Genomic DNA, 12887 nt, shown 5'->3' on the forward strand with positions numbered 1-12887 from the left:
CAGCTTGTTTAGTCTTTTTGATGAGATTGATAAAGAAGCAACAAAAAAAGCGGCTATCGCTGTTTTATCGCAATACCGCAAATTGAATATGGTGGCCAAAAGAGAAATTCAACAAAAATTGACTACATCTTTTGATTCTCAACCAAAGGGGACAAGTCAAGAGCCTGCCATAGAAAGAAATATCGTAATGAAGCTATACGCTGAACAGGAAACAGAACGAATCAGAAATGCTATTAAATCTATTCCGAATGAAGAATCTCAGAAGATTTTAAAAGCTCTTTATGTTGATGGTTATGAAAAGACCGATGCTCAGATCATCGATTTCTACATGTGGCCGTCTTCCACATACTACAAGTATAAGGATCTCGCTTTGGAACAAGCAGCATGGTCCCTCGGCTGTGAACAATATACAAAAGTCGTTCCACAATTTCCTGAACGTGGAGAAAATATGGAGTAAATTCGGATAACTTCTGGAGTACATCTGGAGTATTTATCAATTATTATAGTAATATCGAAAGATAAGGAAAGTGATCAGCAAACACAATTACACGATAGTCGATGATTCTTCTCCTTTCTTTCAAAAACCACTCACAGGCTGACAACAATAAAAATAAGATTTATTCCATTCTTGCCTGTGAGTGGTAATACATAAAACCGGATCACTCTTTGAGTGGTCTTTTTGTTTGGAGTGATAAATTTGGACACTACTACTTTACAACAAGATGGTCGAGCCATTGCTTTTACCGATGTTCAATTATTGGAACGAGCAAATCAACTTGGAGTTTGGCAATTTTTAAATTACGAAGCCTTTGGCAATTGTGATATAGAAGTCATCGCCAAAAGTAGTCAGAATTAACAAAAAAACAAATGGATATGAAGCGTTATGAACTCGTTTGGACAATTATGCTCAACAACATTAAAACGTCTTAAACGAGCTGAGAATTCGAAAAACGAAACTCAACAATATTGATCGTGAGGTGGTGTGAAATGAATGGCTAGGCAACGAGATCCGAAACGTGATCAAGCTTTAAAATTATTTTTAGAGAATGATGGAAATATTGCTAATCGAAGAATTGCCGAAATTTTGGATGCTCCAGAAAAAACAATCTCCGGTTGGAAATCTAAAGATAAATGGAGTCAGCAGCTAAATGGAGTACTCCAAACGGATGAACGGAGTACTCCGAAAAATAAAGGGAGTACTTCAAACAAAGGTGGCGCTCCTCCAGGTAATCAAAATGCAAAAGGAAACAAGGGAAACAAACACGCTGCTCCACCAAAAGGGAACAAAAATGCTGTGAAAACTGGCGAACACGAAACCATCTTTGCTGAGTTTCTTTCAGAAGATGAGAAGAATCTATTTAATAGAGAAACTGATCCTACTATCGTTTTAGAGGAGCAAGTTACATTGCAACAGATTCGTCAACGCCGGATGTTGAAACGTCTGAAAGATGCAGAGGATGGACTTAGTGAGAGCGAGAAGCAGATACTGCATCAGTTGAGAGGTCGTAAGAAAATAGTTGACGGAGATGGCCGATCTTGGGAACTTAATTTGCCGGAATTTAAAGCCATTGAAGTCAAAGAAAAAACCTTCAGAAAAATCAATGACGTCTTAGCCATTGAAGATGCTTTGACACGAGTCAGTAATCAACTCACAAAATCTATAAAGCAGCTAAGTGACCTATCTATGAATAAGCGTAAAAATGAATTGATGGATGCTCAGATCAAAAAGATCAACCAAGAGTTTAATCTTCCCCAGGATGATAAAGGGGAGCTGTCTATTGAGGATAAGGTGCGCTTAGCAAGAGAATATATGGATGGACTGATCAGTGATGAATGAAACTCAAGAAAAAGTTATTAAACTTTTAGACGCTACCACTCCAAAAGAAAAACTAAGACCATGGCTCAAAGGATTTATTCCTCAGCACTATAAAAGGTTATCCATTGGAAGAGTTGAAGCTTTGGAATTAGCAAAGTTAGGAGCAAGTTATTCATTAGCTTATTTCGACACCAGAACTTATTTCACTCAATCGTTACTCATTGGCGCTGTTAAAGCAGGGAAGTACAAAACAATTAAAGTTGTTACTCCCTCACAGTACGGTAAGAGTTGGATGTGTGGTCAATTAGCTTTAATGTTGGCAGATGAAGGACGTCCTGTTCGTGTGGCCGGAAACGATGCCCAAGTTACGGAAATTATTATGAAGAACGTTGCGGATCATATTCAAGTGGCAGATGCATCTCTCAAAAGGAAATTGCTTGAGCCAGCTGACAAGATCGAGCGACTTCAAACAGGAATGTCCAAGAAAAAAGTAGCATTAAAAGGTGGCGGACTTGTTGAAGCTATCACTCTTGGTGGTAACTATAAAGATGCTTTGAAATCTAACTCAGCAGTAGGTCGTGGCGGTGATTATATTGTGGATGAAGCAGCATTGATTCCTGATGAAGTTTTTGCCGAAATTGGTCGGAGAGAATTTTCAAGTGATACTGGAGAGAAATTTCTCAGTTTTGAAATATCTAACCCACATAGAAAAGGCCGCTTTTATGACAGCTTAACCAGTGATAATATTCCAGAAGATACTTTAATCGTTTGGATGGACGCCAGGACAGCATTGGAAGAAGGACGCTATAAATCAAAGAAACAAATTATTGAGTCTGAATTCTTCAAGGAAGAAAGTACCTGCAAAAGATATTTTCTTTGCGAATTGGAAGACTACTCAGACAAGTCTCTGTTTGATCCAATTGTAATTGATGACAGTAAACTTACTGATGATCTTGAGTTCTTTCTTGGTATTGATGGAGCTTACAAAGGCAAAGATGGAATAGAAGCTGCATTAACTTGTGTAAATCCATTGGGACGTGTACGTGTATTGGATCATGTAACGATTGATAAATCTGATTGGGTGGATGGTGAAACAAGCGAAAAAATAATTGATAATCTTATGAAAATCATTGTACAATTCAAAGTGAAAAAGATTTGTGTCGATGTCGGTTATGGTGTTTATATCATAGAAGGACTAGCCAAGCGTTTAGGGTCTGCAGCCGTTCTTGGAATAAACTTTGGTGGGGGCACAACTAAACTGAGGAAAGATTCGAATCATTATGCATCTGTCCATGGCTTCAACATGCGGTCAGAGCTTCATATCGATCTGCAGCAGCTGATCCAAAGTAAGAGCGTAACTTTCACCAGTAAAATGCATGAAGCTTTAGAGGATCAAATGAACGCAGTCCAAGCAGATAGAAAACCAAACGGGAAGATTGCCATCATTCCAAAAGATGATATAAAATTGATGATTGGCAAATCGCCGGATGAGTTGGACAGTGTGTTATTATCAATTCATGCGATGTTAATTTACAAGATTGAGAATGCTGGTTCTGCTATTTATTCTGGTAAATAAATAACGATATTCAGCTTAATACATTGAGGAGATTTCACAATGTTTCATTTTTATAAATCCTTATTTTAAAGCAATGTATAATTACTTTTCGAGTATACCAATTAATTTTCACAATCTCATTAAGCTAGATGCCCATGGATGCTGCTACTTGATATAAGACAGATTATGTAACCTTGCTTATTAAATAACAGAAAGGGGTGAAATAATGTCGAAGAGTAAACGGAAAAGAAAAAAACAAATTAAGATGAAGTTAAACGACCGATCTCAATCGAATGATCAGTCGTTTTTTTCTTTGTCTGATGGCGGTGACAACGGCTATAAACTCTTTAAAGATATATTTGGAAATGCTCCAGATGATTGCAAGAGTGGCTACACCGAACAAAAAGAAAAAAGCACCATCGATTTACTTGAATGGCTGTGGCACAATCTTCCTGTCCTTGAATATGTTGTCGGATCAATCGTTAATCTAATCTTCAGTGCACCATTAGTCAGTGGTTCAGATGAAGATGAAAACGAAAAAATTAAAGAGTTTTTGTATTCTCAGAATGCGCAGGGCACTACAAACTATTTATTGATCAGGCAAGCTGTTAAATATTCATTGGTGTTTGGCCGCGCAGGGATTCGTTTTTTGAGTGAAGACGATGGCCTTCAGCTGATCAAATACAATAGGTATGGCACTCTAGTTGCTGAAAACACTGAGTATTATGGGTTTGATGATCTCTTAGCATATATCATTTCAAGAGATAAACAGAAGCTTGATTTCTCCACTGTCGAAAAAGATAAGATCGATGGGTGGTTGAATTTTGATCTTAAAACATTAATGAGAAAAGGAATTTTAATCACCGAAGACAAACGGCACATTGGTGTTCCTGTAGAAGATTTTATCAATTTACGGACAGATGTGTCTTTGATCGAAGGCGAACCAATTCTGACACACGATCAACTCAGAGTTCGTTTGATTACTACGATTTATGAAACTTTAGTAAAAGATTTAGAGTATGACGGCCCTGGTCGTCTTTTATTTTGGTTAAATAATGGTATTGATCGATCGGGAGGAAATGAAGCAAGTACATCTGACGTTTTAAATACGACAGTTAGAGCAAATCAAAATATTGCTGATAATGCAAAAGAAGAAGCCACTGAGCTGGGTAAAAAAATTAAGAATAGCAGCAGTGACAGCGTGGTTCTTGTCAGTGATATGTTTGAAAAAATGGAACACATTCCCAGGGTTACCAAATCTACTGAGTTTCTCACATTTTCACAAGATGCTGGCGAAATCATTGCCCAAGTATTTGGAATCAACCCAGCGTTGATTGGGCTAGGGAAAATGAGTGGAAATGTCTCAATGGAAAAAGTTTTAGAGAACGCCATGCAGAACGTCATCATCCCTTATCGTGAGTTGTTTGCTGTTCAACTCAGTAACATCTTAGCTCCGAAAATAGGAGTAGAAAAAATGTACTTTTACAAAGATGATTCTGTTGACAGCAACGCTAAAACTGAGAATGCGCTGAAGATTGTTGAATTAGCAGAAAAGCTTAAAGCGCTTGGACAGGACGAAAAAGCAAATACTTTACTTGAAAATATTATTATTTAGGAGGAATAAAGATGTTAGATTTAGAAAAAATTATTGCAAATGAAACGAAAAAGGTTGAGCCCTTGTTAGCAGTTGGAGCCACTCCAGTATACAGTTTTGAAGATGCTCAAAAACTTAATGAACTTGAATTGACTGACAGGAAATTACACGGTAAGAAAATTGATCTTACTGATCGCCAAGTAACTGCGGACGGAATAACTTACACTAGCACTGGTAAAAAGAATACAGCTGTTAATGTTGATACATTTCTTAATAACAGATATCGCAAACATACCGAGACTATTCCAGGCGAAAAGAAAGATGAAGTCGTTACTATTGTGTATTATGACGTGGTTGTAGATAAACGTGCTATCTTCGAACAAGACAGTGGCTTAATCTATAGCAACAACGTTACAGCCTATCGCATAGGTCAAGATGAGGATGACAACCTTATTGTTAATTCTATTTTAACCATCAAGGCAGATGATTTTGTTAATGACTTCAAAGGTCGTTTAGACAATAAGAGTTCGATGCAAATTTATGAGTTGATCAGCAATTCTCAAGAAATGGTAACTGACTACGACAAAATGGAATTCTAGCCATGGATGATCAACTTACTGAACTTTTAAATGATTATGCGAAAGATGTGATCGATGAACAGAATACTGATGAGAGTCGTCAAAACATCATCATCTTCGCATCTTTACTTTGGCTCTTAAGAGCCGATACCACACTTGAAAAAAACAAAGCAATTGCTGGTATTGATTTTCAACCAAATTCATCAATTTATCGTGATTACATCAATAATTTGGAGAGTTCTTTAGATAATTATGCAAATCGTTTAAATGATAAAGCTCGCTATTGGGCCAGAAAAATTGCTGAAGAATATCCGGAGTTGCCGTTATACGAACAAAATGAATTATTATTTGAGACTTTAAAACAGCTACCTGAATTAGAAGAATATCAAGCTGAAAGATTGGCTCGTACAGAATTCCACAACATTTCACAGTTAGCTGATATTGATGTTGTCAATCAGATCGTCGAAGTATATGGAGAACGTCTTATCATCAAAAAAAGGTGGAAAGCTTGGTCTGGTGCCTGTGATCTTTGCAAAGCATTGGATGGTAAAACTATTGGTTATGATGAGCCGTTTTTACTTCAAGGACAAGCGATTGATTTAGGAGACGGTAAATTCGTTATTCACAATTATAGTGATCAATTAACAGCAACTGCGCATCCAAATGATTTCTGTTCTCTTGAATGGATCATAGAAGCATATTGAGAGGAGGTGAGAAAGATGATCAAACGTACAATGCATATTGAGATCGATATGAAAGAAGGCGAATCTATCAAGTTAGATGGTGATGCTGCTCAAAAAGCGTTATCTCAATTAAACAGCTGGAAATTGGGTACAACTACAGCCAGAGCATTTAGTTATACAGATGCAGAAACAGGTAAGATCGTTACTACAGGTTTCCATTGTATCTGTGGTTATACTATGTTGCCTCAGACTGAAACTGAAGTACCAGATGAACCATGTAAGCAAATTGACTGTCTTTAATTAGGCGGTCTTTTTATTTTAGGAAAGGAGCCATTAAAATGGAATATTTTGATTCTGAAAAAGAACTCTTAGCGTTTATGAAATCAAAGAAAAATGGTGAAAGTGAATCTTCGTTAAGAGAAGTTATCCCTGAATCTGAAATTAAAGTAGAAATTCCTTCAATTCCGGATATCAATGAAGAAAAAGAAGAACATCCGAATTCTAACAATCAAAAGGTCGTTGATTCAGATGAAGAAAAAGAAGAATCTGACGTGATTGATAACGAAAAAAAGCAATCTCCTAAAAAGAAGAATGTAAAAAAGGAGAAAGAAAATGAAGAAAATTAAGCTATATGATGGGATTGATGGGACTGTTGCTTTATCAGTTGTTAAAAATGTAAGAGGTATTCCAACATATGGACATGAGCGTTTATTTCCTGGGAAAGTTTATGAGACAGATGACAAATTGCTTCTTGAAAGTCTTTCTAAAGCTACTAAAGAGAAACAATATTCTCCACAATTAGAAGAGCATTTGAAATCTCATAACATTCCTTATGAAGTTACTTCTTGCAAGTCTTGTGGCGGCAGAGTTAAAAAGTTGAAGTACCACGTTATCGAGGTGATTGAAGATGAAAAGTAACCTTTTGAAAGCGATCGAGGGGAGAAATTTCTTTCGACAACAATATAAAAAATTACTAGATAATACACTTGATCTGTCATCAGTTGATAAAAATCAACCAGAAAAATTCAATTTACAAACGATTACTCCAAATAATGGTGTTGTCCGTCTGTTGGATGAAGGCAGTGTTTTATATGGTGATGCATCTGTCCGGGCGTACATTAAAAAAGGTGTTCTAGAAGAGTTCTATAACTCACTTGATGATGATTATGTTGGCAGCATCAATATTGGTCACATGGACTATTCCAGTTTCCCATTTTTAGTTGGTCATTGGACTAAGAAAGATTTACAGCTAGTTGACATTGGAGATGGCAGAAAAGGTCTTGATGTCAAATTGAATATTGATGAGGAATCGATCTACATCAAAGAACTTAGACGACAACACAATGTTATAGGAGTTAGCGCTGAATTTAGTTTCTCAGTTGATGAAAGTGTTGATGAAGAATTACTTGAAAGACTTGATTGGGCACCAGTAATTGAGAAGTTAACAATCCATGATTTTGGAATCGTGGGAGAACCAGGTAATGCTAATAGCACTATGGTGCTAAGTGGAAAACAGAAGGAGGACACTATGAAAGACGGACTTGTAAAAAATCTATTTGAAAAATATTTTTCAAAAACAAAAGAAGAACCTATTGTTCAAGAACCAACAACTGAACCAGGAACGGAACCTGCAGAACCAGTGGAACCAAAAGGATCAAATGAACATACAGTGACGGAACCAGCACAGCCAGTTACTCCTGATCCAACCGATATAGCGGAACCAGTTGTTGTGCAAGAACCTTCAGTTGTTACGAATGAACCAGCGCAAGATAACCAACAAGTAGAAGCTAAAGTAAAGGACCTAGAAACACTTGTTTTAGGTTTGAAATCTGAAAATGATGCTTTAACTGCAGAAAACAAACAACTCAAGGCAGATAAAGCTCAGCAAGATGAGCAGCTTACTTCAATGAATACTCGTGTATCAAATGTACTGAAAAAATTCGAGAAGTTATCTGTTATCGATTCACAGGGTAATTCAGTTACTACAAATCAAACGGAACCAACTGGATATGATCCAGTCAAATTTATTACAGGAGAGTGAAATTAATGTTAGATACAAGTTTAGCAACATTAGAAAAAGTAGCAGTTGATGCAGCAAAGGTAATGCAACTTGCCGAAATCGGGCAAATTGGAATTGCACCAGATTTTTCGATGAATCGTCCAAAATATCCTATTCAGAATCAATTCCCATTAGTTACTTGGCTTTTAAGTACACCAATGACTAGAACAATTATGGGAGCATTAGGAAACGGCCATTTAGTTACACGAAGAGATCCAGATACTAACGATATCAATATTGTTTTACCATATACTTACGGAACATCATTGCCAACAGATACAGCAGGAGAATGCTGCTGGTTGCCTTTGGGCTTAGAAAAATGTGCAGCCGAAGCGCCCTTGAAATTACTTTGTTTACGTGATTGTGAAGAAATCTTAGACGGTCTTTTGGATAGCATGTTGAAATTCAAGCCTTCTGATATGATTAATTATTTCATGCGAGCAGGTGAGACTAGAGAACAAGCTAAGAAACGTATGGCTCAAGAATCAATGCGCTTCTTTACAGCCCGCAATATGATTTTAGGAACAACAGCTACCGCTACAGCAACATTAAAACCATTCCATGGATTGCTGCAAATCATGTCTGATCCATCAGTTTTAGGAATCAGCGGAGCAGATCCACTTAGTGCTTTTGAGTCATTGTGGTGCCGTTTGAAAGTTTTAGGTGGCAGTAACTATGTGTTTGCGGTCCATGAATTAACTTATGAAGCTATTGACAAGGCAGTTGTACCAGGTCGTTTCAATAACTTACCTACTGGTTGGGCTCGAAATGGGGAATCAATCACATTCCATGGCATTTCATTTATTCAAGATAAAACAATCCCTGTAGATGTAACAAACGGTACTGGTGATGTTTGGGTATTGGATGGAGAAACAGTTGGGGCAATGATGTTGACTGATTTAGCCGTAACAGATACAAAATTCCAAAGACATGATTCAGACGCAGTAAGCCCGAAAGATGGTTGTCGTGTCGAATGTGATTATTACTATAATGCTGGTACTACCTTTGCTAACGATACAAATCGTTTAGCTGTTATCACTGATATTCCATTGACAGCTAATTGTTTAGGTAACGCTTTGCAAGGTTTAGATGGTCTGATTTCACCTCAAACACTTATCCCAATGGGTTAAGCCTATGAGCGTTATTATTGACCAATTAAAAGAATACTGTGATTGTTTACCAGATATTGAGGATGATGAGTTCGAAAGAAATGTAAATGAACTAATCAATTTGGTCAGCCTTATGACCTGTTGGACCCAAGAACCTTGCGAAACATTTTTGGTTTCAGAACGTAAAGAGGTCTTGACTGTAGAAGATGTTAGAAAATGTGGGTGTGAGGGAGGAATTGTAAAATTCATTCCTTTTTTTGTACCCATTATACCTGGCTCATTTAAGATCACTCTTGTCCGCAGATTTGGGATTAAAGAAGAACCGTTTGTTATCAGTGATGATGAGTATCTGTATAGTGATTTTTCAGACGAGTTAAGGATTGATCTATCAAAATATCTAGGGAACGATCTTTGTAACTGTGAGTATGAATATAAGCTGATTATTGAGTATATTGCAGGATATTACGATCTTCCAGATTGTTTGTTACCTATATTTTGTGACATGTTGCATATCATCACTTCAAAAAATGAATGTGATTGTAGTAAGTGCCAGGCATGTAGTGACAATAGTTCATCTCAAGGATATATAACGGAAGATGACTATAACGGTAATCTTGATCCAACAGCTTATTTGGAACGTGTCTTTCTGCGATTAATAGAAAGTGCGTATAAAAATCAATTAGGATTGATCAGTTTATGTAATAGAAGAAATGCACATTGGTGGGGGACAGTCATATGAAAGTAAAATTTCTCGGCGTTAAAAATCAATCTAAACGGACAGGCTGCTCTTCGTGTGGCAGCCGCCGTATTTCAAAACAGACTTTTCAGCGAGAAAAACGTTTGACATTACCAAGTGGTAGATCAGCGACTTTTTATGCTGGAGAGATGTATGAGGTTACTGCTCATGAAGGCTTGTTTTTAATTGATCAGGTTTACAACCTGAACGGCATGCCGACTAAGATGTTTAAGCAGGTAGACTGATGACTCTAGCAAATTTAGTAATGAAGGCGATTGATAAAGAAATTGAAAGTTACGCCAACAAAATGATGCAGATTGAAAAGGAAGAAGTGCACGTCCAATCAGGAGCCTTACGAGATAGTATAGTGGTTGAAAAAATAGCTCCAGGACACTATCGAGTTGGTGTTGATCCTGCAAAATTACAAGCAGATCCTCGTAATATTGGCGGTATTGATTATTCAGTGCCGTATCATGATGGACATAAACCTTATACGATTAGACCTAAAAATGGTAAAGCATTGAGATGGGTTGGCAAAGATGGCAATGTCCATTTTGCAAAATCTGTCCGAATACCTGCAAGTGCAGGTGATCCATTTATCAAACGAGCTGTTTTAAGACGGCCAAAAATATAGGAGGTAGTAACAATGGCAAGAGAAAATAAAAAAGAAGAAATCCAAGAAACACCAGTTGATAAACAAGCATTTATTCAACGTAAACTGCAAACATTAAATCAAAAAAACGGAGCCAAACATGAGCGCAATGCTGTTCGTGTAGTTCAAAACAACCAATAGGAGGTAAATGCAATGGGAAGATGTAAAAATGATACATTAATTTCTAAAATCGGTTTAAAAGCCTTAACAAAAATGATCGAGGTGGATTTCGCCGTACTAACAGATGTTGATAGTTGCGTTAAAGTCAATACTAAAAACTTTATCGGTCAAATTGGGACTAGTGCAACCTTTAATTCATATAGTTCACCAGATGATCTCTTTAACTGTTTGGCAGAGGGGTGTCGAAATACTGGAACACTGATCGTTTCTAATGGAGCGGGACTTCCAGCTGGTGCATTATTTTCAGTTTTAGCTGATGCAACTGAATTTGTAGCTGGTGTAATTACCTATTATGTAAACTTTCCAAAAGCTGGAACATACGCTTTGAAAACTACCATTTTAGATGTACACGATAGCAAATTAACGAATGGTGATGTCTATGAAAATGAAGTGATTGTGACAGATGCTGGTTTTTATCCAGTTGTCGTCGATCTATCAAAAGCCCCTTCAAAAGTTGAGGGTAGTGGATGGGATGCAACTGAATCGGGCGTGGTACTTAAATTAGAAGCTACCGCAGAAGATGAAACTTTGATTCCAACAATCGGATTTTCTTCTATTTCTATTTACGATTCCTTGGAAGATTTTGAAGTTAATGATGTTGTAAAAATCGGTTGTATTGATGAATTTTCTGGCGAGATTACGGTTGATCCGGTGGATGCGTCATGCTTCGGTGGTGGATATGATCCAACAAGTATCGCAATTGAGCGTACATTGAGTGGTAAGAGCGCAACGCCTAATTACTGGAAACTTAATCCATTAATGTCTAAAGGCGATCAAACCACCGGATGGATCGTTCAGACAGCCGAACGTCCAGTAACACCTGTGACGATTGGTGGAGTAAATTATGGTTATCTACAGTTAGCAGATATGAATATGGACGAATGTTCATTCACTACTGCTGCAATTTCTGACGAATGTAATGTAACTGATGCTACTTTAAATCGCGTCAGCACACCTGTAGTTCTAGACATCAACGAGAAGCAATTCATCGTTTTAGATGGTAGTACAACGACGCCAGCAGATGCCGGGAAGGTATTGTTCCACGAGTCATTAGTTGGTAAAAAAGTTGTTATCAGTTATCCGAAGAAAGTTGATGTTGAGCATTTCATCGGCAGCGAAGATGCGCTCGAAGAACGAAAAGTTAGAATGTCATTTACACAAGAACAAACAGATGGTGTGAAACAAACTTATGTTTACAACAATGTATTGATCACGTCATTCCCTGGAACGGTGAATAACGAAGAAACAACATTTGAGTTCACCATTTCAGTACAACGAGATAAAAACGGCAGATTTTACGAAATGTATCGAGTAATCGACTAGGAGGTAACAATGATGACAGAAAAAGAAATGACACCAGAAGCTTTATTGTCTATCAATAACAAGCTAAAAAAAATTAATGAGGATGACACACCTTTTCCAGTAGTAAAAGACGAAGAGGTTGCTGTAGTCGGAAATGCAAATAAAACAGATGTGAAAAAGAATGACTATACAATCAAGTTCCGCGTGCCAATAAGTGCGTTTTCTGAGAAACCTGCTGATGCTACAGTTGTTGGCCCTTATTACGTCTTCAGTGTTAATTTTCCGGATGTTGCTATCACGCCACGTTCTGATTTGATCATTGTAGATGCAATAATGAAAATTACTCCATTCTTTAAAAAGTTGAAAGAAAACGGAAACGTAGAAGATTTGACTGATGAAGAAATGTTATCAGTGTTTGCTTATGCAGGAGAAGAAGTTCATCTTGCTATTTATAATTTAGTAGCAACGTTCTTGCAGGTTGGCGATGAAATTGGTCCGTACATGTTGCCTTTCTCTGTCATCGAAGCTCTTAATCAAATTATTGATAATCATCCAGAAGTATTCAATGAAGCTGACGCTTTTTTCGGATAATTTATGCCAAATCTTGTGAGAATGAAACCTCT

The 12887-nt window shown here is 37.2% G+C and carries 18 protein-coding genes; all 18 read left to right on the top strand.

Annotation, left to right across the window (positions count from 1 at the left end; all coding sequences use genetic code 11):
* Positions 1–4: 4 nt before the first annotated feature.
* A complete protein-coding gene (locus tag AC4BB5_RS07100) occupies positions 5–457 on the top strand; it encodes an ArpU family phage packaging/lysis transcriptional regulator (RefSeq protein ID WP_490458655.1) in 453 nt (150 codons plus the stop codon).
* Positions 458–697: 240 nt separating this feature from the next.
* Positions 698–856, top strand: a complete 159-nt coding sequence (locus tag AC4BB5_RS07105; protein WP_490458656.1) for a hypothetical protein — start codon at positions 698–700, stop codon at positions 854–856.
* A gap of 135 nt (positions 857–991) precedes the next feature.
* Positions 992–1837 (top strand): phage terminase small subunit, encoded by an 846-nt coding sequence (gene terS / locus AC4BB5_RS07110; RefSeq protein ID WP_490458657.1) that lies wholly within the window; start codon positions 992–994, stop codon positions 1835–1837.
* Positions 1830–3392, top strand: a complete 1563-nt coding sequence (locus tag AC4BB5_RS07115) for a hypothetical protein (RefSeq protein WP_490459039.1) — start codon at positions 1830–1832, stop codon at positions 3390–3392. The genes terS and AC4BB5_RS07115 overlap by 8 nt, the downstream gene beginning before the upstream one ends.
* A 205-nt stretch (positions 3393–3597) precedes the next feature.
* Positions 3598–4986, top strand: coding sequence for a hypothetical protein (locus AC4BB5_RS07120; protein WP_490458658.1), 1389 nt, complete (start codon positions 3598–3600; stop codon positions 4984–4986).
* An 11-nt stretch (positions 4987–4997) separates the two neighbouring features.
* Positions 4998–5564, top strand: a complete 567-nt coding sequence (locus AC4BB5_RS07125; RefSeq protein WP_490458659.1) for a hypothetical protein — start codon at positions 4998–5000, stop codon at positions 5562–5564.
* A gap of 2 nt (positions 5565–5566) precedes the next feature.
* Positions 5567–6247 carry a structural protein gene (locus tag AC4BB5_RS07130; protein WP_490458660.1) on the top strand — a complete coding sequence of 227 codons (681 nt, stop codon included), beginning with the start codon at positions 5567–5569 and terminating at the stop codon, positions 6245–6247.
* A gap of 15 nt (positions 6248–6262) precedes the next feature.
* Complete coding sequence (locus AC4BB5_RS07135) at positions 6263–6526, top strand: hypothetical protein (protein ID WP_490458661.1); 264 nt, start codon at positions 6263–6265, stop codon at positions 6524–6526.
* Between the two features lie 38 nt (positions 6527–6564).
* Positions 6565–6852: a hypothetical protein gene (locus tag AC4BB5_RS07140; protein ID WP_490458662.1), complete on the top strand. Its 288-nt coding sequence runs from the start codon at positions 6565–6567 to the stop codon at positions 6850–6852.
* Positions 6839–7144 carry a hypothetical protein gene (locus AC4BB5_RS07145; protein ID WP_490458663.1) on the top strand — a complete coding sequence of 102 codons (306 nt, stop codon included), beginning with the start codon at positions 6839–6841 and terminating at the stop codon, positions 7142–7144. The genes AC4BB5_RS07140 and AC4BB5_RS07145 overlap by 14 nt, the downstream gene beginning before the upstream one ends.
* Complete coding sequence (locus AC4BB5_RS07150) at positions 7134–8267, top strand: hypothetical protein (protein ID WP_490458664.1); 1134 nt, start codon at positions 7134–7136, stop codon at positions 8265–8267. Before AC4BB5_RS07145 ends, AC4BB5_RS07150 begins: the two co-directional genes overlap by 11 nt.
* 5 nt (positions 8268–8272) lie before the next feature.
* Positions 8273–9415: a hypothetical protein gene (locus AC4BB5_RS07155; RefSeq protein ID WP_490458665.1), complete on the top strand. Its 1143-nt coding sequence runs from the start codon at positions 8273–8275 to the stop codon at positions 9413–9415.
* 4 nt (positions 9416–9419) lie between these two features.
* Positions 9420–10133, top strand: coding sequence for a hypothetical protein (locus tag AC4BB5_RS07160; protein WP_490458666.1), 714 nt, complete (start codon positions 9420–9422; stop codon positions 10131–10133).
* Positions 10130–10375 carry a hypothetical protein gene (locus AC4BB5_RS07165; protein WP_490458667.1) on the top strand — a complete coding sequence of 82 codons (246 nt, stop codon included), beginning with the start codon at positions 10130–10132 and terminating at the stop codon, positions 10373–10375. Before AC4BB5_RS07160 ends, AC4BB5_RS07165 begins: the two co-directional genes overlap by 4 nt.
* Positions 10375–10764 carry a hypothetical protein gene (locus tag AC4BB5_RS07170; protein ID WP_490458668.1) on the top strand — a complete coding sequence of 130 codons (390 nt, stop codon included), beginning with the start codon at positions 10375–10377 and terminating at the stop codon, positions 10762–10764. Before AC4BB5_RS07165 ends, AC4BB5_RS07170 begins: the two co-directional genes overlap by 1 nt.
* Before the next feature lie 12 nt (positions 10765–10776).
* The gene (locus tag AC4BB5_RS07175) at positions 10777–10923 is read left to right on the top strand and encodes a hypothetical protein (RefSeq protein ID WP_490458669.1); all 147 of its coding nucleotides are present in this window, start codon (positions 10777–10779) and stop codon (positions 10921–10923) included.
* A gap of 12 nt (positions 10924–10935) precedes the next feature.
* On the top strand, positions 10936–12285 hold the full coding sequence (locus AC4BB5_RS07180; RefSeq protein ID WP_490458670.1) for a hypothetical protein: 1350 nt from the start codon (positions 10936–10938) through the stop codon (positions 12283–12285).
* Positions 12286–12294: 9 nt separating this feature from the next.
* On the top strand, positions 12295–12855 hold the full coding sequence (locus tag AC4BB5_RS07185) for a hypothetical protein (RefSeq protein ID WP_490458671.1): 561 nt from the start codon (positions 12295–12297) through the stop codon (positions 12853–12855).
* Positions 12856–12887 lie beyond the last annotated feature (32 nt).

The organism is Enterococcus sp. AMC1252 (assembly GCF_058216515.1).